Annotated in this window: 20 protein-coding genes; 3 read left to right on the top strand and 17 right to left on the bottom strand. The window is 46.1% G+C overall.

All coding sequences use genetic code 11. From position 1 onward, the window contains the following. Positions 1-33 precede the first annotated feature (33 nt). The 10 genes from BS617_RS06005 to dinG form a co-directional block, all read right to left on the bottom strand. Positions 34-1926, bottom strand: a complete 1893-nt coding sequence (locus BS617_RS06005) for a sensor histidine kinase (protein WP_075171958.1) — start codon at positions 1924-1926, stop codon at positions 34-36. A gap of 8 nt (positions 1927-1934) precedes the next feature. Continuing rightward, positions 1935-4175, bottom strand: a complete 2241-nt coding sequence (locus BS617_RS06000; protein WP_075171957.1) for an EAL domain-containing protein — start codon at positions 4173-4175, stop codon at positions 1935-1937. A gap of 209 nt (positions 4176-4384) precedes the next feature. Next, positions 4385-5272 (bottom strand): patatin-like phospholipase family protein, encoded by an 888-nt coding sequence (locus BS617_RS05995; protein WP_075171956.1) that lies wholly within the window; start codon positions 5270-5272, stop codon positions 4385-4387. 5 nt (positions 5273-5277) lie between these two features. Further along, a complete protein-coding gene (locus tag BS617_RS05990; protein WP_075171955.1) occupies positions 5278-6150 on the bottom strand; it encodes a DUF4892 domain-containing protein in 873 nt (290 codons plus the stop codon). Positions 6151-6187: 37 nt separating this feature from the next. Continuing rightward, the gene (locus tag BS617_RS05985; RefSeq protein ID WP_075171954.1) at positions 6188-7027 is read right to left on the bottom strand and encodes an alpha/beta fold hydrolase; all 840 of its coding nucleotides are present in this window, start codon (positions 7025-7027) and stop codon (positions 6188-6190) included. 63 nt (positions 7028-7090) lie between these two features. Beyond that, on the bottom strand, positions 7091-7573 hold the full coding sequence (locus BS617_RS05980) for a SixA phosphatase family protein (RefSeq protein ID WP_075171953.1): 483 nt from the start codon (positions 7571-7573) through the stop codon (positions 7091-7093). After that, entirely contained in the window at positions 7573-8604 is a 1032-nt protein-coding gene (locus BS617_RS05975; protein WP_075171952.1) for an NAD(P)H-dependent glycerol-3-phosphate dehydrogenase, read from the bottom strand. Before BS617_RS05975 ends, BS617_RS05980 begins: the two co-directional genes overlap by 1 nt. 23 nt (positions 8605-8627) lie before the next feature. After that, on the bottom strand, positions 8628-8867 hold the full coding sequence (locus BS617_RS05970) for a hypothetical protein (RefSeq protein ID WP_075171951.1): 240 nt from the start codon (positions 8865-8867) through the stop codon (positions 8628-8630). Continuing rightward, positions 8851-10356, bottom strand: coding sequence for an ATP-dependent RNA helicase RhlB (gene rhlB / locus BS617_RS05965; RefSeq protein WP_075171950.1), 1506 nt, complete (start codon positions 10354-10356; stop codon positions 8851-8853). The genes BS617_RS05970 and rhlB overlap by 17 nt, the downstream gene beginning before the upstream one ends. 13 nt (positions 10357-10369) lie before the next feature. After that, complete coding sequence (gene dinG, locus BS617_RS05960; RefSeq protein ID WP_075171949.1) at positions 10370-12490, bottom strand: ATP-dependent DNA helicase DinG; 2121 nt, start codon at positions 12488-12490, stop codon at positions 10370-10372. A gap of 175 nt (positions 12491-12665) precedes the next feature. On the opposite strand from dinG, the gene lexA reads away from it, so the two are divergent. Then, positions 12666-13280 carry a transcriptional repressor LexA gene (gene lexA / locus BS617_RS05955; RefSeq protein ID WP_075173455.1) on the top strand — a complete coding sequence of 205 codons (615 nt, stop codon included), beginning with the start codon at positions 12666-12668 and terminating at the stop codon, positions 13278-13280. Further along, positions 13280-13756, top strand: coding sequence for a cell division inhibitor SulA (locus BS617_RS05950; protein WP_246283331.1), 477 nt, complete (start codon positions 13280-13282; stop codon positions 13754-13756). Before lexA ends, BS617_RS05950 begins: the two co-directional genes overlap by 1 nt. Positions 13757-13811: 55 nt before the next feature. On the opposite strand, the gene BS617_RS05945 is transcribed toward BS617_RS05950, so the two are convergent. The 3 genes from BS617_RS05945 to topA all read right to left on the bottom strand — a co-directional run bounded on the left by BS617_RS05945 (position 13812) and on the right by topA (position 17400). Further along, positions 13812-14075, bottom strand: coding sequence for a hypothetical protein (locus tag BS617_RS05945; RefSeq protein WP_075171948.1), 264 nt, complete (start codon positions 14073-14075; stop codon positions 13812-13814). 49 nt (positions 14076-14124) lie between these two features. Next, positions 14125-14670: a DUF6586 family protein gene (locus tag BS617_RS05940; RefSeq protein WP_075171947.1), complete on the bottom strand. Its 546-nt coding sequence runs from the start codon at positions 14668-14670 to the stop codon at positions 14125-14127. Between the two features lie 81 nt (positions 14671-14751). Further along, complete coding sequence (gene topA, locus BS617_RS05935; RefSeq protein ID WP_075173453.1) at positions 14752-17400, bottom strand: type I DNA topoisomerase; 2649 nt, start codon at positions 17398-17400, stop codon at positions 14752-14754. Positions 17401-17598: 198 nt separating this feature from the next. On the opposite strand from topA, the gene BS617_RS05930 reads away from it, so the two are divergent. After that, positions 17599-18303, top strand: a complete 705-nt coding sequence (locus BS617_RS05930) for a DNA topoisomerase I (protein WP_075171946.1) — start codon at positions 17599-17601, stop codon at positions 18301-18303. A gap of 6 nt (positions 18304-18309) precedes the next feature. Here the strand turns inward: BS617_RS05930 and BS617_RS05925 are convergent, their stop codons facing one another. The 4 genes from BS617_RS05925 to BS617_RS05910 form a co-directional block, all read right to left on the bottom strand. After that, entirely contained in the window at positions 18310-20274 is a 1965-nt protein-coding gene (locus BS617_RS05925) for a DNA topoisomerase III (protein WP_075171945.1), read from the bottom strand. Between the two features lie 15 nt (positions 20275-20289). Then, a complete protein-coding gene (locus BS617_RS05920; protein WP_075171944.1) occupies positions 20290-21669 on the bottom strand; it encodes a sensor domain-containing diguanylate cyclase in 1380 nt (459 codons plus the stop codon). A gap of 255 nt (positions 21670-21924) precedes the next feature. Continuing rightward, the gene (gene alr / locus BS617_RS05915) at positions 21925-23007 is read right to left on the bottom strand and encodes an alanine racemase (protein WP_075171943.1); all 1083 of its coding nucleotides are present in this window, start codon (positions 23005-23007) and stop codon (positions 21925-21927) included. A 97-nt stretch (positions 23008-23104) separates the two neighbouring features. After that, positions 23105-23491: a RidA family protein gene (locus BS617_RS05910; RefSeq protein ID WP_075171942.1), complete on the bottom strand. Its 387-nt coding sequence runs from the start codon at positions 23489-23491 to the stop codon at positions 23105-23107. Positions 23492-23509: the final 18 nt, after the last annotated feature.

Here is a 23509-nt window from a genome sequence, read left to right as displayed (position 1 = left end):
TAATGTCAGCAACTGTATTAGATACACCTGACATTACGACGCAACCGCTCCCCCCTCGTTATTCAACGGAAGATGCAGCACTAGCCGAGTTCCAACACCATTCACGCCCTTTTCTACGCGTATTGTGCCACCTAGCACTCCATGAACAATATTGTGCACTATGTGCAACCCTAACCCTGTACCACCTTGGTTACGCTTTGTGGTAAAGAAGGGATCAAATATCGTTTTAAGGTGCTCTGTCGGTATCCCTCCTCCGTTATCGGTCACGAGGAGGTCGACAAACCCGTTCACAGGAGGCGTAGCGGTGACTTCAATAACACCGCTCATGCCGTCATCAAATGCATGTACTAGCGAGTTTTGAATCAGATTTTGTATCACCTGCCCAAGCGGACCTGGGTAGCTCACCATTTTAATATTGGGTGGAATATTGAGTATGAGCTGATGCGGTGAATGATGAATTTGATTTTTCATGAGGGCACTGATTTTTTCGACTTCCTCAGCCAAATCAAAACGATGACAGGTCGCATTAGCACGGTCGGAGGCTACTTGTTTAAATTGCTGAATCAGCAGACCTGCTCGGTTTAACCCTTCGTTGGCTAGGTCTAACCCTTCGTTTTGTTGATGCAAAAAGCGATCTAGATCAGAGCGCTTCATGGCTCCGCTGTTAAATAAGTGCAACATCTCCGCCAGCCGCTCTCGCATTGATCTAAATGTCAGCATAGCCGAGCCAATGGGCGTATTAAGCTCATGAGCAATTCCCGCCACCAATAAGCCTAACGATGACAGCTTTTCCGTTCTAATCAGCTCTTCTTTTGATAACTGTAACTGCTCAATAACACGCTCAAGCTCTTTATTGCTGGCGTTTAGCTCTTTCGATTTTTTATCCAAGGCAGTGGTGGCTTTTGCAAGCGCAAAGGCCAAAAACGTGACGGCAATTAATATGACTAACGCTATCAGGCTATAACGCCATATCAACTCTTTGCGCAACTCAGCTAAGTGCGTAACCACCGATACGGTATAGATAACGGTCGATTCTTTAACAAGCTCATCTAGCTTGCCCACCACCAGACGCTTATAGGTCCACAAGCCCTGATCATTTAAAATTTGCCCCGTGCTTGAATGCGATTGCCTCATTTGTTCCCACACATCTGGGTACGCAAGCGAGAAGCGGTCATTTAAACGGTTAAACATAAAGCCCCAATCTTGCTCTATGTCTGATGAAAGCAGCCAGTAGCCATCCGAATTAATCACCATGGAATTTTCAGAACGCTGATCGCGGTTAAATAAATAACTGCCATCAAGGTTTAAAACAAACAGGCCTATCACTTCGCCACTAACATCGCGCACTTGTGTTACCGAGCGCAAAGTGGGTCTGTAAGGTATTTCGATCTGATTATTTTCCATGTTGAGATCAAAGGGGGTTATAAAAACTTCGTCTTTGCCCAACGCCATGCCCTTCATAACGTAATAACGCTTAGCTTTATTTTGCATTTCGTGGTTGTGGCGGATAATTCCAGCATTATTGGCTCGTGCATTATTATCAACGCGTACCCATTCATTTCCATCCGGTAGAATAATGCGGATTTGCATATACTGAGGGTACGCCGAACTCACCGAAAAGAAGTTCTGGCTTAACAGTTTTTGCTGCTCCTCTGGGGCCAGATTGTTATTCGTCATGATAGATTGCGCATTATTGCGAATAATAAGCGTACTACGAATAACCTGATTGCTTGCCACTTCCAATAAGCTGTTCTCTTGATCCACTACTTCATCTTGCAAGCGTTTGGTATCACTAATTTCACGCGAATAATGGGCATCAAATAATAAAAACGCCCCTAGGGGAATAAGAGCCCACCACGGAAACGCATAAAGAAACCATGCTTTTATAGGGCTTTTAAGCAAGCGGCCTAGTGTTTCAGAAAACATGTTGGTGCCTACCGCTGAGCCAGCCAATCAATAAGTGCCTCAGGCGGTAATGCCTTGCTATACAACCAGCCTTGGCCTAATTCACAACCATGTTTTACGAGCCAATCAGCCTGCTCTTTAGTTTCTACGCCCTCAGCGATAACAGAAATGCCTAAACGTTTGCTTAGCTCTATGATCATGTTTGATAGAGCCACGCTTTTATCATCAGCGGTGAGTTTAGTGACAAAGACCTGGTCTATTTTTAATTGATCAACCGGTAACTCAAATAAATATTCAAGTGACGACATGCCTGTTCCAAAATCATCAATAGATACACTACCCCCTGCTTTTCGGTGCTGCTCTAACAGGGTTGATACTCTATTGTGCGATGTCATGATTGCTGTTTCGGTCACCTCAACACATATCCGGCTTGGACTGATACCCGCCAATGCACACTGCTCGTGAAGTGCGCTAATCACATTTGAGTGCTCAAACTGTCGTACCGAGTAATTAATGCTCACCGTGATATCGGTGTAACCTTTCGCATCTAACTGCTGAATAAACTCACATGTTTTACACGCCACAAACCGACCTAACTCATGGATATAAACCGACTGTTCTGCAATGGGAATAAAGTAGTCCGGCGATACTGAACCATTGAGGTTGTTCCAGCGAATGAGCGCTTCAACGCCCATTAGCGCTCCCGTTGTCATATTTAGTTGTGGCTGAAAGTGCAGTTCAAACTCGTTTTGACTAAAAGCGTCCGAAAAGTCCTGCATTATGCGGAAACGATTAACCGCTTCTTGGTCCAGTTTAGAGTCATGAAAACTACAACTCCCTGGCCCATGCAATTTTGCCCTTCTTAAAGCAGACTCTGCCGCTCTCAAGAGGTCTGCCGCATCACGGGATTTATTATCCAAAGACACTTCGGTAAAGCACGCCGATAAGTTATGGGAGGTTTGCTCAATAATAAACTTTTCATTAAACGCGTCTTTGGCCGCCGCTAGATTAACGATCTCTTTAAAGCCTACCACAGCAAACAAATCTGACTGTATGCGAGCCACAACCGCTGGCCGCTGAAACACTTTATGTAAGCGATCCGATACCGCTTGGAGTACAAAATTACCAAACGTAGAGCCAAATAAATTATTGAGTACAGAAAAGCCATCAATATCAATCATGACCAGATTGAAGAAGTCCGCTTTTGAGCATGTCCTAATACGAAACATCTCTCGTAACAACGCACTGCGGTTAGAAATACCCAACAAATCGTCTTCATAAGCGACTCTATCGAGCTTGCTCACAAGGGCTACGTTACCAAATCCTTTTGAAGCATTGGCAGCAAAAACATGTAATAGCTCTTTTTCTGTATCCTCTAAATGGCGGCCTGTTGCGACATAGACGGCAAACTCAGCCTGTGAGGTAGACTGCGCAAAAAACAGCACCTGCGAATTTTCGGTTTCAACGCTGTGCTTCTCACGCAAGGATTTTTCGATTAACGATTGGATGTATCCATCAGGTAACTCGCTCAACCCTTTATTGACATATGATTTGTATTTACCACTGGCACCAATGGTAATGGGTTCAAACACACTGCCGTTTGTTAAGCCTATGTCGGTTGTTTTGCTCGCACAGACTAAACCTTCACATGGCACATTAATTAATTTTGCCAACTCATCTAACGTAGCGCTTGCAAGATCGGGAAGCGTTTTCATCGCTTGCAAACGGTTGCTGGATTCAATAATTAAATGCAAGCCGCGGTGTGCTGCACTAATCGTTTTTAACTGGTGATAATTCCGTATTGCGCCTGTCAAAATATTCACAATACCGCGTGAGGCCAAATCGGATTTAAGGCAATAATCGGTTAAATCAAAGTCCTGCATAACAAACTTTGCTGGGGCAATTCCAGGCTGGCCTGTCAGCAAAATAAAACGGGTTTCCGATAGGCCCAAAATATCACGGACAGCGTTCATTAAACGCAAGCCAGCATCTTCGGTTTCCATCATGACATCGATAAATGCGACAGCAAAATCATGATCAACCGATAAGACCTTGCTAGCTTCGGCCATGCTATAAACATTAACAACTTCTATAGGTTTATCGAGGATAACCGCATCGCGCAGTGCAAAATTGAGAGAGTTTTGAAAATCTTTGTCGTCATCAACCGCTAGAACACGCCATACATCCCTTCGGCCTTGGTTACCCTCTTGGGTTTCTGGCGAGAACAGCATTTCATCATCAATTCCATGGTAATTTTCCGCACGATCCATTGAGGGTCCCCTGTGCAAGTAATGTTCGGTAAAACGCTTAAAACTGGCAATCAGCAATTGCCAAAAAAATCTTATTATTCAGCTTTTGTACATAGTAGTTAACACAGTTATTTTAATCCACTTTATCGGATAAAAACTGACATAATCGCTCATGAATTAGTACAAGATAAAAGAACACAACTACGGCAGCCATAGATAGCGAGAGAACATTAACGACTAAGCGATTGATTTTCCAACTCAACTAGCGCTGCTTCCGCCACTTGTCGCCCCACAGCGATCACTTCCGTTGCCATATGGAAGTCATGAAATCGGCATGTATCAGTAGGAACAGAAATGAGCAAATCAGGAGGATAACCCGCCACTTTGTATTGGCTCAACGCTCCCTGCATCACTTCAATAGCCCCCATGAGAATATCAATGTTACCATCGAGCTTTGATTTTCTAAGCGCTTCTTTATCAGCTTCTAACTCGCGCAAAACTTGTGCATCGTAATGAGGGCCGTCTGTCGCCAAAATAGGGCAACTAGGCTGAGGGACTTCAAAATCAGGTAGATCTCCCTGCCCATTTAAATCGACGGCGATAATCAAATCGGAATGAGCCGCGACAGTCGCGACAATAGGCAGCGGGTTAAGAATACCGCCATCAACTAATACTCGACGGTTTTCTTCTACCGGTGTAAACACACCGGGTACAGCGATAGAAGCACGGATAGCATCTTGCAGCGATCCACGTTGAAACCATATTTCTTTATGATGCACCAAATCCGTAGCGACAGCGGTAAAAGGAATAGGCAACGATTCAATGTCGGGGTCACCCGCTATTTCACGCAGTTTACTAAACAGCTTATCACCACGAATCGCGCCCATTTTGAACGTGATATCTAACATGGCAAGCACGTTAAAACGGTTCAACGTTTTAACCCAATCTGCATAATCCTCCAAAGCGCCGGCAGCATATAAACCACCTACTAACGCTCCCATGGAGCTGCCCGCTACACAATTGATGGTGTATCCATGTTCTTCAAGGACTTCTATCACACCAATATGTGCATAGCCTCGTGCACCACCGCTGCCTAGGACTAATGAGACCGTTGCCATGAATGCTACCCCTCAATAACTAACACCACTACCGATGTAAACTCTTGCAAAACTGAAGGCACCCACGCTCCGACAGAGGTGACAGAAATATCCACATTACGCGCGAGTAACGACGCGCTAAGTTGCTCTGCCAAACGCTGGCTTTTCTCAAGCGCATCTTCAAAGCCGTTACCCTTGTGATGTACAACCAATGTAGCTTGGCGCCCTTCCTGTACTATTTGCTGATTAATTTGTGTTATCACATCAATATCAGATTGCTGATCAACCGCTAAAATGGCGAAGCCTTGATCCAGAGCGTCAGCCCCAATTCTCGCGGCAGCGTCTGTCTCGATTAGGTCAAGATGCGCGTAAACTTTACGGTTGCCTCTCTCTACAATGTAGACCACTGCATACTGACCAGGCAATTTAGCCGTGATAACGAATTGAGAATCCACCAAACCTAACAAGGTAGACTCATTAAACACCTGATTAGCCCAGACAGTGCTACTGCCACACGCTCGTCCATTACATGTAAACAGTAATTCAGCATCGCTTTCTTTTAGCTGGTCAGTAAAGAAACGATTAAGCTCGCGCGTTCGAGTACCTTGCGGAATTTGATAAGTAATACGCGTTAGTTGCCCAGATAATCGCTGAGACGATTCAGGCCTTTCCACGCCATTAACGGTTTCTATACCCCCTAGCACGAGGCGATAATCAGCATCGGGGGTGAGACGATAATTAACAATCCAAGAACCGCGATAGCGCTCAATACTTGTATCATCTGATGAGCCTCGCACATCAGAGGCAGCTAAGGCGTGGGGCATTACACCCAGCGACAATCCAAACAGCCCTACCAACAAAGCTTTTTCGATAAACGATTTAACAGTGTTTATTATCATGTAGCGTCCTTTTTTAACTGCAGTGTAGCAAAAAGGATCAGACTAGCGTGTTATTGATATCAGTGGCTATCCTTAATGCAGGTTCGGCATCCATATGTAAATGATGATTACCGGGCAAACGTATAACATCGAGCTTGTCTAATTGATCCATACGAGCTTGCGCATCCGACATATCAATACCATCCAAGCCTAGGTACAAGCGCACCGGTGCTTTAACAGCGTTGAGGCAGGACATGACTTGTTTTTCAGTCATGCGATTGATGGACGGCAACATAAGACGGTGGTCGCTACACCAAGAATACCCTGTTTCATCATGCTTTACCCCACGTTCGACAAGCCATTCCGCCGATTGGCGTGAAACGGGCCACCGGCTTGTCATGCGCACTTTGATGGCTGATTCAAGATCAGGATAAGGGCGCAATGTCCGTCGTTTTAAGCGCTTTTGCTTAAGAATAGCTTCGGCCATGAGCTGAGGTAACTTCTTTTCGTCATAGACTGGCGGCCCCATACCTTCAATCATGTAGAGGCGATTGACCCGTTCAGGGAATAACGCAGCAAACAGTACAGCGACCGAAGCCCCCATCGAATGCCCTAACAGAGTAACTTTGTTATAGCCATGCAGATCCATTAACGACAACAAATCACTCACATTTTCCCAAATATAATACGTATCGCCAGGCGGGCGATGATCAGAATGACCATGACCGGCTAAATCCAGAGCCACAAAGTGGAAATTGGTTAGATGCTTACGTAACTCGTTAAATGAACTCGCATTATCTAACCAGCCATGCAGGGCTATAATTGTCTCTGGTTGCCCTTGGCCTGACTCAATGGCACGCAAAGTCAGGTGATCGAGGGCGTATGTTACTTCATGCATAGCAATACCTATTGAATAGCTCACCTGCTGTACTGATGAGCGAACAAAACTATCCTAATGTGATTAGTGAGGAATGCGAATCCCTTGCGCTGCTCCAGGCCACTCCATATCCATTGAAATTAACTGCCCAGGCAGAAAAGGTTCAGGATACAAAATGGAGCCCTGTAAAAGATAACTGGTCAGTAAACCAATTAAAGGCTGATGTGTAACGACTAAAAGTTCAGGCTTCCAGTATTGCTCTAACGCCGCTACGGCATCAGGAATGGGAGTATCAGGCGTTAGGCGATCATCTAAAATAATTTCGATCGCCCCTTCAGCCTTAGCGCCGCTATTAGCGTGCAACGTGCTCATGTGGGCAGCTACCAAATCAGCGGTTTGCCGCGTGCGATAAAACGGGCTGGCAATAATGCGAGTGACGGGAGCCAAACGGTTCGCGTACTGCTTAGCTTGCTCATTAACAAACGCAATACCTTGCTCTGTTAGCTCCCGTTGCTCATCGGTGGCGCTTGCCCAACTGGCCTCGCCGTGTCGCATTAATGTCAGCATTAAACTGTTGTCCTTGGTAGCACGAACTCAACATCTGTACTTTGCTCACTGGTCATTAGCGCTTTTGCAACTTCTTTAACGTGAGCACCGTTAAATACTATCTCGTATAAACCGGCTACTAGTGGCATGTAGATATCCATTTCATCGGCTTTTTCTTTGATGATACGGATGGTATTCACACCTTCTGCCACTTCCCCTAACGACTTAACGGCTTCATCTAGCGAAATACCACTTCCTAGAGCAAACCCAACGCGGTAATTTCGGCTCAAGGGAGACATGCAGGTTACGATTAAATCACCGACTCCGGCTAAGCCTAAAAAGGTCATGGGGTTAGCCCCCATACTCACAGCGAAACGGCTCATTTCTGCCAAGCTGCGCGTTAACAACATACTTTTCGTATTTTCTCCCATGCCTAAGGCCGCACTCAGACCTGCGGCTATGGCATAGATATTTTTTAGTGTGCCGCCAAGTTCAACACCATAGGTGTCCGAACTTGCGTAGACGCGAAAGTAGCTCTGTTGTAGAGCATCTTGCACAGCTGCACGCAGAGGCTCATGGTTACTAGCAATCACCGTTGCTGTTAATTGATGTTGAGCGACTTCTTTAGCAAGGTTAGGACCGCTTAAGACGCCTACGTTAGCTTGCGGTAGTTCATCTTTTAAAATCTGACTCATCAGACTAAAAGTTTCGCCTTCAATACCTTTAGTGGTACTGATCACACACTGCTGCTCAGTCACAATGTGTTTAATCTGATGCACAACACTGCGAAAGCTTTGGCTGGGAATAGCCACAAAAACAAGCTCAGCACCGACAACCGCCGACTCTATATCAGTAGTAGCCGTTAACGCCGGCGATAACGGGTAATCAGGTAAATAACGGCTGTTCGTGTGTTGCTGGTTAATCTCATCAGCTCGGTCTTTATTTCGCATCCATTGCGCAACTTGAATCCCTTTTTCGGCCATGATGTTGGCAATAACTGTACCAAAGCTACCACCACCCAACACAGCAACTTTTCGCTGCTCTGCGCTCATGTTAGATCCTTAGCTTATTCAACTCAGTGCTCACGGTCGTCTACACTATCCAGTAAACGATCAACACCCTTGAAAATAAAAACAATCACAAAATAGGCAACTATCGACACAACTAGAAACACGCCAAGCTGCAGGTAATCACCCGTTCTGTTAAACCCTGCAATCGCCACTGCTGCAAATAACGCACTCACAACAATGGCTAAAATACGTGCGAGCTTCTGAGTTTTATGTCGATCCTGAGAGTGACTAGGCTTCTTTTCCATGCGTAGTTTGCTCATCAACTTTAGTTACCACAGGCTCCTCTTCTGAGACGGCAGTCTCACTCGTCGGTTCAACCTCGGCAGTCACGTTGTCTTCATCGGATCCAGTCGTATCAGCCGCAGGTGCTTCGGCTGGCTCTTTTATTGGATCAAACTCAACTAGTAACGCCTCATCTGGGTGGATACACTCCAGCTTAACGCCTGTCTCTTGTTCGATTTCTGGGATCATGAACGAGTCATTTTCGCATGCAAAACAAATTGACGTGCCGACTGCTCCTGCTCGACCCGTACGCCCAATACGGTGTACGTAATCATCGGCATCTTCCGGCAGTTGGTAGTTCACCACATGTGTTACGCCATCAATATGAATCCCACGGCCTGCAACATCTGTTGCTACCAGCACGGTGATTTTACCGCTTCGGAAATCTTCTAATGTTTTAACTCGCTTGTGCTGCGGGATTTCTCCTGACATCAACGCGGCTTTCACACCATCACGGCGTAATTTTTCGGCCAACGAGCGCGTTTCACCCCGACGGTTACAAAACACGATGACGCGTTCAATATTATTGATACGAATGTAATTACGAAGCAGCTTGTACTTTTCTTTACTGGAGACCAAAAACACTTTTTGGCTAATGTTGTCGGTTGTTTGTCGCTCAGCTTCGATTTCAATTTGAACAGGATCAACGGTCCACTGACGCGCCAAATTCATAATGTCATCAGTAAATGTTGCACTGTATAACAACGTTTGACGTTCTGAGCCTTTACGCGGTGTATTTCGAATAATGGTGCGCACATCTGGAATAAAACCCATGCTCAACATGCGATCGGCTTCATCAAGCACCAGCACTTCTACGTTGTATAAATCAACATCTTTAGAACGTACAAAATCAATTAAACGGCCGGGTGTGGCTACTAATATATCGGTGTTACCACCTTTAATTTGTTTACGTTGTTTATCGTAGTCCATCCCTCCCACTAAAGAGATAACACGTAGATCCGTGTATTTCGTTAGCAGTTCGGCGTCGTCTGCAATTTGCAGCGCGAGTTCACGTGTTGGAGCGATAATTAACGCGCGAGGTTCACCTTGGCGCTGCGGCTCGGTTAATGGGTAGTCGATTAAATCGGTAATTATACCCACTAGAAAGGCAGCCGTTTTACCCGTACCTGTTTGCGCTTTGCCAATAATATCTTTACCGGCCAACGCCGGTTTAATGGTCTCAGCCTGTATGGGTGTGCAGTACTCAAACCCAATGTCTTGAATGGCATGCAATAATTGATCAGGCAGATCAAAATCTAAAAAGCGCTTTTTACCCTCTTCCTGAGCAACGATAAATTCTGCCGGTGACCAGCTGGATTCTTTTTTAGATTTTCGAGCACGCGACGGTGCTTTGCGCTTATCATTTTTACGCGACTTGCCCTTTTCAGCGGTTTTAGCGGATGGGTTTGCATCATTCGGCGTAGATTCGTTAGCTGTTGTTGTAGCGTCCAATATTATACTCACTTTATTCGATTTCTCGGCGGAATGGTGGTAATGCATCCAACAGTTGTCGTCCGTACCGGCGAGTCACAACTCGTCGATCCAGCAGAATTATGTGGCCACTGTCTTGCTCTGTACGCAACAGGCGACCAGCGGCTTGTGTGAGGCGTATTGAGGCCTCCGGGACGGTCCATTCCATAAATGCATTACCGCCTCGCTGTTCTATCCATTCTGCCATGGTCGCATCAACCGGATCATCCGGCACCCCAAATGGCAGCTTTGTAATAATCACCTCGGTTAGATAGTCCCCAGGTAAATCCACCCCTTCAGCAAAGGAAGCTAATCCAAAGATAATGCTTGGTTTGCCTTCATCAATCACTGACTTATGGGTTTTGATAATCTCGTTCTTGGTCAAGTCGCCTTGAATCAACACATGATCACGGATTTTATCATCCAATTGATCTCGAATCGTTAGCATTTGTCGCCAAGAACTGAATAATACCAGTGTTGCAGTAGCTTTTTGCAGACAATCGTTCAAAAAAGCACTGACTTCTTGCGTATGATCTTCTGGTTTCCCAGGATCAGCTAACATTTTAGGTACTTTTAAGCAGGCAGCCTGCGCATAATTAAATGGACTAGGCAGTTGTTCGCATGCCACCGTTGGCGGCAACCCTAAGTCATCTATTAATCGCGTAAACTGTCCAAGAGCAGTTAATGTTGCGGATGTTAACACCGCACCGTACGCGGGCTTCCACAGGTGCTCTTCTAAGGTATCGGCCGCTGTTACTGGACTACTACGGCACTCAAAATCAATCCCGTCAGTGGACTCAACCAAGTTAATCCAGCGTGCTGTTGGCGCAATACCTTCTACATCAGCTACCGCATAGCTACGTGCTAACCAAAAAATAGATTGAGATCGCGCCCACATTTGACCCATGCGTGGATACCAGCGCTCAGCGACCCCTTTATCAATTTCGGGAATACCGCCATCTAACGCCTCTTTTAACAGATCAACTATTTGCTCTGCTTTTAACATCCACTTTTCAGCCGCTGCAGCAATGCCAGCAGCTGGTACAGTCAAGGATTCTGGCAACACTCCTTTGGGGAAACGAAAGCGATCTTTTGGTCGTTCATCACCTTCTAGCAACATCAAGCGTAAGCTCATTTGGAGCTGGTCTAACGAGCTAATCATTTCTGCTTTAGCCGGCTCCATTCGTTCTATGTATTGCTGTAAAACAGGCTGACTATCGCACTCATCAATCATATGTTCTAACTGCCGCGACATGGTTTTTAACCAACGCTCAGTGCTGCGAACCCGCAAACTATAAGCAAAATGCCCGGTTGTTTTAGCAGAAAGATGGTGTGCCTCATCAAACACATAAATGGTTTGCGCCGGATCGGGAAGGATAGCGCCGCCCCCGAGAGACAAATCGGCCAGTACCAGATCGTGATTGGCAACGACTACATCCGCTTTATCTAACGAATCTCTGGATTTAAAAAATGGGCATACTGAAAAGTTGCTACAACGACGGTTGGTACAGCGGGTATGATCACTCGTGAGTGGCTGCCACACCTCTTCTTCTAGTTCGACAGCAAGACTATCGCGGTCACCATCCCAGCTACCGGAGGCAAAGCGATCCATTAACTCACTGTAGTAAGCAACGGCATCGGGTTCCATTCGCTGTGCAATTTCATCTTCATAAAGTGCCATTTGGCCTAACTCGCCTTGGCCTTCTAGCAACTTTTCAGCCTGGGATACACAAAAGTATCGCCCGCGACCTTTCGCCAAGATGTAACGCACAGGTTCTGCCATTAAACGCGAAGCTTCAGGTAAATCTTTATGAAGTAGCTGCTCTTGTAAAGCGACCGTTGCTGTAGATATAACCAAGGACTTGCCTTGCGCTTTAGCAATGGGAATAGCGCTAATCAAGTAAGCCATTGTCTTACCCGTGCCGGTTCCCGCCTCGATCAAACAAATATGGTTATCGCTACTTCTTTCACCTTTTTCGTTACTTTCGATATTCCCTAAGGTGCGCGCAATTTGCGCAATCATCATTTTTTGCCCATAACGAGGCTTAAGGTCATGCAACCCGAGGAACTGGCGATATGCCTCTTGTATAGACTTTTTTAGAGCGTCGCTGAGCAAAACTTAAATCCTGATTTCAATGTCGCGGGGATAATATCAAGATACTGGATATATAAACAGAAAATCTCTTTACAACCGACCTTGCCTGTATATAATCACATGCACTGTATAAAAAAACAGTCATCTATTTGCGGGCTATCTTACCTATCGGCACTTAATTATGACGGGCACAAATATGAAACTCACAAAGCGTCAATCAGAAGTACTCGACTGCATTCGCGATCATATCGATGCAACCGGTTATCCGCCTACACGTGCCGATATAGCACGCTCACTAGGTTTTAAATCAGCCAATGCGGCTGAGGAACACTTAAAAGCGTTAGCCCGTAAGGGTGCTATAGAAATGATCCCTGGCACCTCTCGCGGTATTCGTCTTCCAGAGCTTGAGCAACCAGAGCCTGAAGGTCTTCCCTTGATCGGCCGCGTAGCCGCGGGCAGCCCTATTTTAGCCCAGGAGCACATCGAAGAGCACTGCACAATTTCAGCTGACTTTTTCCACCCACCGGCTAATTACTTACTGCGGGTACACGGCACGAGTATGAAAAACATCGGCATCATGGATGGCGATTTACTGGCAGTTCACCAATGTACAGAAGCACGTAACGGCCAAATTGTAGTAGCGCGTATTGGTGACGAAGTAACCGTTAAGCGATTCCAACGCACTGGACACATTGTAGAACTGATAGCTGAAAACGAAGAGTTTGACCCTATCGTGGTCGACTTACGCGAGAGCGAGCTTTCCATCGAAGGGTTAGGCGTTGGCGTCATACGACAAGGGAGTGAGCCATAATGCACATGTTAATTCCTGATAACAAAGCTGTTACCGGCATTATCAGCACCCAAAAAGAGTTAGGTAGCATTCGCACCAAGCTTAAACCCCGAGCTCAACAGCCCAGTGATTTCGGGAAAATTACTGAAATCGTAACACAAAGCGGTGATCTAGCAGATATGCCAATGCTAATGCCGTTATTGGCGCAGCTAAGCCATGAAGACCGCTGGTTTGCTTGGATTGCTCCACCTATAAACTTGCCAAAATCGTTGCTACAAGATGCTGGAATTGATCTTAAAAAGGTAATTCTACTTTACCCTGACGAGAACCATAGCGTTCAGCAATTGGCTGAAAAAGCCCTCAGCACTGGCACATGCCATGCTGTTATTAGCTGGGCCGGAGATATTTCTGACGATGCCTTTCAGCGCCTAGAAAAAAGCGCCAGACAAGGGGCAAGTAATGGAATTTTGATTCGCCGCCGCCATGCTATTAATTGAGGGATGCACTAATAGCATAGGCACGGCATACCCCATAAGAAACGGCAAATACGCTTTAGTGAATCGTTGAAGGGCGGATCATGTCATCCGGTGATACGTCATCAGTATCGATACCTGGCTCTTCATCATTCACCAAGTCGGACATCATATGAGCACCGGCAACCAACATTCTTCTTGCAAGTTCTTCTGTGTTTTCTAACAGATTATCTTGTACAACTTGTGATAAGTTTAGCGTCATTAACGCCTCTTCTTCACCCGAGCGACGAATAACAAACTCACCCGACGCTAAACGCACAATTTCTAGCACCATCTCATCCATCAAACTACCTAACACCCCTTACTTTTTCCAATGTTGTCAATTTAAGCGCTTACCATTCTTGCATACCGCTTCGCAGCCGCTCCAGTAAAGCCCTAAACTCAGATAACCAAGAGCGATACTCTGTCAGAATATCTGCGTCTTCTGCATGATCCGGATTAATCTGAACAATATGAATTTCCGATAAGCTAGGTGATAAATCGGCACCCGCTTTTGCTTTGGCCGACGGGCCCGTTTTATCTGCCGCCTTCCAACAGCCTCGATAGGCAGATAACATTAAGGCAAGCCAGCTGTGTTTATTGGATTCTAACACAGATAGCTCTGTCACCTCAGGAGACTCCTGAACTGATGCATCCAGCAACCCTTGCAAATCGCTGAGCGCTTCAATCGCATCTGGATTAAAGCGATACTTTTCTGCAATTTCTCGTAAAAAAGCCTGATAAGCAGAAGCCATCAGAAACAGGACGGACTCATGATAAGACTCAATCATCGCATGCTGATCCCAACTATTCGATGACTGGGCTGCTTGCAACGCGTCAATATGAATACGAGCAAAGTTGAGCTTTTGGTTAGTTCTAACCAGATACACCTGACTCATCGCGACCTCAAATGTCCTCTTTGCGTGCAAAGGCTCATGCACAACAAAGAGGCTCTCCTGATAACTGTTATTAACCGGCTTTTATTTGCTGGCTTTTTTAGCTTTGGGTTCAACTACAACCCATTTATCACCTTCATAAAACGCCTTCCAGCCCGTAGCTTTGCCATTCACTTCGGTCATGACGTACTGCTCTTTGGTTTTGCGGCTGTAACGAACGATCGTTTCATTACCGTCCATATCTTTAGTCGGCGCGCTGAACAAGAAATCATACTTTGGATCGATTTCTTTTTTATGCGGCAACAGCTCACTCACTTTAGGCGCACGTGTTTCACGGTTACGCGGGAACTGACTAGCGGCTAAGAATAAGCCACTAGCTCCGTCACGCAAGATATAAGTATCTTCAACCTTTTCACATGCTAGCTCCGGCATTGGCACAGGGTCCATTTTTGGCGGTGCAGCTTCTCCGTTTTTCAGGAGTTTGCGAGTATTCTTACACTCATCATTTGTACAACCAAAATACTTACCAAAACGCCCATTTTTTAGCTGCATTTCAGAGCCGCATTTATCGCATTCTAGTGTCGGGCCATCATACCCTTTGATACGATAATTACCCTCTTCGACCTCATAGCCGGGACAGTCCGGGTTGTTACCACATACATGTAATTTACGTGTTTGGTCGACTAAATAACTATCCATGGCGCTGTCACAGATACTGCAACGACGCTTATTGCGAAGGATACGTGACTCTTCCTCTTCGTCACCATCTGCGCTGACAACTTCATCGCCAGGGATTAAGTTAATTGTTGCTTTACAGCGCTCTTTAGGTGGCAAATTGTAGCCCGAGCACCCTAAGAACACACCGGTGCTTCCTGTACGAATCACCATGTGTCGGTCACATTCTGGACAGGGAATATTCGTATCAGTCGGGGTATTAGGCCGCATGCCGTGTTCTGGATCTTTTGCCTCATCCAGCCGACGTACTAAACCTTGATAGAAACGATCAAGCAAGGCTTTCCAATCAGCTTCGCCGTGCGCAATGTCATCCAGCGCATCTTCCATTCGAGCAGTAAAGCTGTAGTCCATTAAATCAGTGAAGTTTTCGGTCAAACGCTCAGTAACAATATCGCCCATTTTGCAGGCATAGAAGCGTCGATTTTGGACTTCCACATAACCACGGTCTTGGATCGTCGAGATGATTGACGCATAGGTAGATGGTCGACCAATACCTTGCTTTTCTAGCTCTTTAACCAAACTTGCTTCTGTGTAACGGGCTGTTGGCTTGGTAAAATGCTGTTTTGGCTCTAACGACTCTAACGCCAACTCCTCACCCGACTTAACGTCAGGCAAGATCACATCTTCATCGCCTTTGCCTTTTGCTTGCATAACGCGGGTATAACCATCAAAGCGTAAAATACGCCCTTTTGTGGTCAACTCGTAATCATCACCCGCTTTCACCGTAATACGTGAGCTAGTGTAAAGCGCAGGAGTCATTTGACACGCTAGGAATTGACGGCGAATAAGGTCATATAACCGTTCTGCATCCCGCTCCATTCCAGATAAGTCAGATGCCTCACGGGTTACATCAGAAGGCCGAATCGCCTCATGTGCCTCTTGAGCTCCCTCTTTACTGGAATACCTAATCGGCTCTTCAGGAAGATACTTACTTCCGTAATGATCACCGATATAAGTGCGACAACTTTCAACGGCCTCTTGGCTCAAGTTAGTTGAGTCAGTACGCATATAAGTGATGTAACCAGCCTCGTACAAGCGCTGCGCCATCATCATGGTTTTTTTAACGCCAAAGCCCAAACGCGTGCTCGCGGCTTGCTGCAATGTCGAGGTGATAAAAGGCGCTGAAGGCTTACTACTGGTCGGCCTGTCGTCACGGTTTACCACAGTAAAGCGTGACGCTTTAAGCGCTGCTACGTGTTGGTTTGTATCCTGCTCTGAATCAGGACGAAACGCTTTGCCCGCAAACTTAGCCACTTGCAAACGAATCGCTTCTTTGCCTTGAGTTTGCGCGCCGGCATGCACTTCCCAAAACTCTTCAGGGATAAAAGCACGAATCTCTTTTTCACGATCTACAACCAGTTTAACGGCTACTGATTGCACACGCCCTGCCGACAAACCACGAGCGACCTTTTCCCATAACAATGGGGAAAGCATATAGCCCACGACACGGTCAAGGAAACGGCGCGCTTGCTGTGCGTATACGTGATTCATATCCAGCGTGCCCGGATCATCAAAAGCCGCTGAAATGGCTTTTTTAGTGATCTCGTTAAACACGACTCGACGGTATTTTTGATCATCGCCACCAATGGATTCGCGCAGGTGCCAAGCAATGGCTTCCCCTTCGCGGTCCAAATCCGTTGCGAGATAGATGGTGTCAGCATTTTTAGCGAGCTTTTTCAGCTCATCGACAACTTTTTCTTTGCCTGGGAGAATTTCGTAATGCGCGTCCCAATTGTTCTCTGGATCAACGCCCATACGATTGATTAGCTGCTCTTTCGCTTTTTTCTCTTTATGGATAGCTTTGTCCTCAGGGGACATTTTTCGCGTAAGAGCCGCCTGCTTAGCGCGTGCCTTAGGGTCACTTTTTGGCGCGTTGCCACTGGTTGGCAAGTCACGGATATGACCGACACTCGATTTAACGACGAAGTCATTTCCAAGATACTTATTAATAGTCTTGGCTTTAGCGGGGGACTCTACTATTACGAGCGATTTTCCCATCAGATTACTATCCCTCAGGTCAGAAGCGGCAAAAACAGCGTGCATATATAAGTGCTTAGAGTATCGGGGTCAAGCAACGCTACCAAAAAAATCAATTCCCTCTATAATCACTACTGTGTTTTTGATCAAGTTTTTTGGTCGTTTTCCCGATGGCGAAGCTCTATAAAAATACCGCCAATTACGAGGTTATTTTTTTCAATGCAGCAAGAAAGCGTACTTTATCTAATCATAATAGCGGCAATCGGTCTGGCTGCATTAGGGCTTAACCATTTTATATCAAGACGTGAACATGCAGCCGAAGTCAAGCAAGAGCGCTTAAAAGATTTACGCACTCAGACATTTCATATTCTAGATACGATCACGGCATTAAAAGCCGCTGGCTGTAAAAATGACATTCTAGATCGCTTAAACCAGCACGCGATGGTTCTTATCGAAGAAGTCAGCATGCTAGCTCCCGATTCCGACTTAATGACACAAGTGAACAACCAAAAAGAAACGGCTGATAGAACCATGCCTAGTCACACGCAGTTTACGAGTGACAAAGAGCTCAAAAAGTTTCAAATTTACGTAAACTACACCGAAAAACTACTAAAAAAGATGCTCGCGAAGGGAAAAATATCTCCCATTCAAGCACGAAATTACGGCCAAGAACTGTACTGGCTCAACATTTCAGTTGTAGCCGATGCGCATATCATGCAAGCCAAAATGCTACTTGAATCCGGGGATAAACTGATAGCGTTATCTCACCTCAAGCACGCCAAAGCGGTTGTTGTCCGCGCGATGGTTGCTCAGCATCTTAAACAGCCTAAACTCAATGAAATACAGCCTTTAATTAAAGAGCTAGAACCTAAACGCAGCAGCTATGGCGGCACGTTAGAGGACTCAATTTCAGACATCAATTAAGCCAGATCAAGCTTTAGACGCTGGCTTTTTCACGCGCGACTTACGCCTCGCTTTTGCTTTATACGGTGCTTTTCCTTTACCCGCCAAGCCGTGAAATGTCACCCCTTTAACTTGTGCTAATAGATTTTCTAAGCCATTAGTCATAGGCTCTAAAAAACCGGCATAATTGAGCTCGCGCTGGCTAATAGCCGTTAACTGCGATTCCCAATGCGCGGTCATATCAGGATAGCTAACAGCGTCCGGCAAGCTAATTATCAGCTGCCGACCCACCTCTGTCGCGCGTATGTCTTTGGAAACTCGCGTTAAAAAGCCGCGCTTAAATAGCAACTCAATAATCCCGGCTCGTGTCGCTTCTGTGCCTAATCCGTCAGTCTCACGGAGTACTTTACGTATGGCTGTATCACTCACGTATCGAGCAATCCCCGTCATGGCGGACAGTAATGTTGCATCTGTAAAATATTTAGGTGGGCTGGTTTGCTTTTCGTGAACGTCTGCTTGCTGACAATGTACGGCATCACCTTTTAGCACTGCAGGTAAACGTCCCAATGAGGGCTCACCATCAACAGTATCTACGCCCTGCCCTGTAGGCGACGACTCTGCACGGGTGCGCTTGGGCAACAGTATTTTCCAGCCTTCAGCCAGCGTATCCTTTTGTTTCGCAATAAACAGCCCACCCATAACTTCGGTATCAATTTGCTTCTCGGCGTACTCAAATGGCGGATAAAATTGCATTAGATACTGGCGAGCAATCAACTCATAAACTTGGGCTTCACTCTTTGAAAGCTTAGAGACATCCTGCACTTTAGCCGTGGGGATAATGGCATGATGGGCGCTCACCTTCGAGTCATTCCATGCCTTACTTTTTATAGAGGTATCGGCTCCACTGACCGCTTGCGCCAACGAATCACATGACCGATTAATGGCTGAGACCACTTGAGTAGCATTTTTCCAATGCTCAAGGGGCAAATATCGACAATCCGACCGAGGATAGGTAATTAATTTATGACGCTCGTATAGTTGCTGGCAAGCATCAAGCACCTGTTTAGCGCTCATACCAAAACGCTTAGCCGCATCTATCTGCAAAGATGATAAATTATAAGGTAAAGGTGCGGGTTGCTTTTTCTTTGCATTTTTAACCTCAACAACAATACCTGGCTTATGCTTAACCCGAGCCACTACGTTTTCGGCTAGTTTTTTAGACAAAACACGCCCTTCATCATCCATGTAGTCAGCACAAGCTTCACTAGGTTTCCATTTGGCTCTGCATAGCTCACCCTTACCTGTTTCTAAGGTAATATAAACCTCATAGAACGGCTTAGAGACAAAGTTCTCTATCTCAAGATCACGATGAACAACTAAGCCTAATAACGGGGTTTGCACGCGCCCTACCGACAACACACCCTGATAGCCTGATTGCTGCCCTCGCAAGGTACATAAGCGCGTCATGTTCATCCCATACAACCAATCGGCACGCGAGCGTGCTAACGCCGACGTAGATAACGGTATAAAATCTCGATTAGAGCGAAGCTTAGCCAGTGCTGACTTTACGGCCTGCGGGTTTAAATCACTAATTAAACAGCGCAGCATTGCATTACGTTTTTGCGCAGGCACCTTGAGATAACTAATAACCTCATCCACCAGCAATTGCCCTTCGCGGTCTGGGTCCCCCGCATGGACTAATTGATCGGCTTCTTTTATTAGCTTTCTCAATACAGTCAGCTGTTTTCGCGTCTCTCTTTTGGGTGTCAATTGCCACTGATCAGGAACGATGGGTAGGTCTTCTTCACGCCATTTTTTATAACGCTCATCATAGGCATCAGGGTCGCACTGCTCTAATAGGTGACCTATGCACCAACTAACCACATCACCGTTGGCGGCGATCACGCAGCCTTCGGCTTTTTTATGCGGTTTTGGCAGCACGTCCGCAATTGCTCGTCCAAGACTCGGTTTTTCTGCGATGTATAAAATCATGTGATGATAGATTTTCTAAGCTTGGGTTGTAGCAATACGATTATTCGCATGAGGAGAAATATAGGGGATAACACAGTTACGGCCACGCTTTTTAGCAGCATATAAAGCCGTATCTGCCAGTTTAACGAGCCGTTCTTCATCGGTCTGATCATCCGGGCTGGTGGCAATACCAATAGACAGCGTGATTGGCTTACAGCATTCACTGCTGCTGACAGAGGCCTTGTTAATAGATACCAACATAGCTTTGAGCTTCTTGTAAGCCTCCGCTTTGGTCGTGTTGGGCAGCACCAAGATAAATTCTTCCCCTCCATAACGCGCTACCACATCCCTAGCACGCAGATTTGAAGCTAGCTGCTCTGCAATAAACTTGAGGGCCTTATCCCCTTCTGGGTGGCCATAGGTGTCGTTATAAGCTTTAAAATGATCAATATCGATCATCGCCACGGTTACTTTATACCCTTGCTGGCCAGCCGCCGTAATTTCACGCTTTAGCGTATTACCAAGCCCGCGGCGGTTTAATAATCCGGTTAGCTCATCTCGGTTAGACGCCATACTTAATTCGGCACGTAATTGAGCATTATAAAAATGTAAGCCGATGGTGTTACATACACCGACGATCATTTTTTCCTCTTCGGCACTTAAAATATGCTCCTGCCACTCGGCAGAACGTATGTGCAGAACACCAAACTGCATTTCTCGACAGAAAATAGGATAACAGGCAACGGTTTTTAACTCAGTTACGTTAGCCTCGTTACAGAGCATTGTTTGCGTATTAGATTGGTCGGCATATTGCTGCCCTCGACGCAAAACCCAACACTGCTCAGCATCTACATGCGGGTGTATACGCTCATGGTGCTCGCCCCAAGCAGAATGCAATTGCCAGCGCGAGAAGCTTTTATCAGCAAACATGACTCCCACTGTTAAGTGCGGCAGCAAGTTGCGTAAACATTTAGCGGAGATTTCTTTAAGCTCTTCAGGCGACGAAGCCGCCGCGAGAAAATCACCCATCTTGCTCACTTGGGCTAGTTGCTCTGAGCGCTGATACTCGTTATCGAGTACTTCGTTTTTGGTTTCGGATAATACTTGAGCGATTTCTTGTGCGTGCTTACGCTCTTCTACCTCCACTTGGAGACGCTCAACCGTCTCGGATAAAGCTAATCGGCTTTCTTCACCTTCTTGCCAACGCCTCCACGCAAACCACACTACGATACCTACCGTAATAGCCAACGCCATAGGAAGCGCATCTAACCCGATCATGCGAAATGGCTGTGTCCACAGACGCCAGCTATCATTCAAATCAAGTAAGGCTGCCGCGATATAGGCTACAAGAAAGAACCCACAAGCGATCCATACATCTAGCGTACTTCTACGCTCTGGTTTTCGAAACCTAAACATTACCCACCTTACAGCAACCCAACAAACAACATACAAACGTTATTGAAGTATATAAGAAACCATAAAAAAAACCGCACGTTGGCGGTCTTTTTATATCATTAGGGCGCTTAACAATATCTTTATTAAACGCGCCAATCTGAATGAGTGCTTTTTTAGTATCGTTTTTATCAGAAGATAAACGAGGCGCCTTAGTGAGTTAGCAACACCAACAACGCAGCAAGCTAAATTAGCTACTGCCTTTAATCAAGTAAGTCATTAAGATTCAATATAAATGCGTGGCACACGTTTGGTTACACCGGTGAACAAAGTATAAGGGATTGTCCCTGAGTGCTCTGCCACCTCGTTAACGCTTAACTCACTACCCCATAACTCAACACGGCTGCCCACGGAGACATCTTGCAAATCAGTCAAGTCGACTGTGCACATATCCATCGAAACACGTCCTATGATATGAGTACGCTGACCATTAACGAAAACCGGTGTGCCGCTACCTGCATGGCGTGAGTAACCATCACCGTAACCAATCGCCACCGTGCCTACTTTAGTGGTTCGCTCGCAAGTAAAGGTTGCTCCATAACCGACGGACTCACCCGGCTGAATCGTGTGAATAGCAATCACTTCTGTTTCTAGGGTCATAGCGCACTGCAACTGAGAGGCGGCTTCAACTGATTCAGAAAAAGGAGAAGCCCCATACATCATCAGACCAGGACGAATCCAGTCACGGTGCAGCTCTGGCCAAGCCAAGGTGGCGGGCGAGTTAGCGATACTGTGAGGAGCATCAATACCAATAACAGCCGAGTTAAAAGTATCAATTTGATGACGCGTATGGGAAGAATTTAGTTCATCTGCACACGCCAAATGGCTCATTAAGACCACTTCGTTAACCTGAGATAAGCTCGAAAGCTGCTGATAGGTATCGGCAAAATGCTCGGGCTCAATACCTAAGCGGTGCATACCCGAATCCATTTTCAACCATACATTAATCGGTGTCGACAAATCCGTGTTGCGAATCATCTCTACCTGCTCGGCACGATGCAATGAAGTCCAGAAGTTCTGTTCTGCGATGACAGGCAGCTCATCCGCTGTAAAAAAACCTTCCAGCAAAAGGATAGGTTTCTTGATACCGGCTGCACGCAGCTCCATTGCTTCTTCGATGCACGCCACACCAAACGCATCAGCGTCCGCCTCTAAAAAACGGGCCACGCGTGTAGCACCATGACCATAGGCATCAGCTTTAACGACGGCCACAGCTTTGGCCCCCGCGGCTAAAGACTTAGCCAAACGGTAATTGTTTAAAATAGCAGGCAGGTTAATAACAGCACGTGCAGCGCGACCCATGATGACTCCAACTCAGCGTAGTAGTTTAACGAGGAAAATATAGTGACAAGAATAAACAAAGGTGGTGTTTAACCACCTTTGTGACACTAAGCGTTGCTTAGTTAGCTGTAACCATAACGGCTTCAATTTCGATGTCTGCGTCTTTAGGCAGTGCTTTAACTGCATAAGCGGCGCGAGCAGGATAAGGCTCAGAGAAGTAACGCGCCATGATTTCGTTCACTTGACCGAAGTATTTAAGGTCAGATAACAAAATAGTAATTTTCACAAAATCAGCCAAAGAACCGTCTGCCGCTTCTGCTACAGCTTTTAAGTTTTCAAAGACCTGAACAGCTTGCGCTTCAAACGACTCAGTAACCATTTCCATGGTTTCCGGCACTAAAGGAATTTGCCCCGAAAAATAAACCGTGTTACCGGCTTTAACCGCTTGTGAGTATGTACCAATTGCTGCTGGCGCTTTGTCTGTAGAGATAGTGCTACGGTTCATAAAAACTCCCCTTTTAAA

The organism is Neptunomonas phycophila, from assembly GCF_001922575.1.
Classification (GTDB): Bacteria; Pseudomonadota; Gammaproteobacteria; order Pseudomonadales; family Balneatricaceae; genus Neptunomonas; species Neptunomonas phycophila.
The sequence above is the reverse complement of the archived record's forward strand: the minus strand, read 5'-3'. Positions and strand labels throughout refer to the sequence as shown.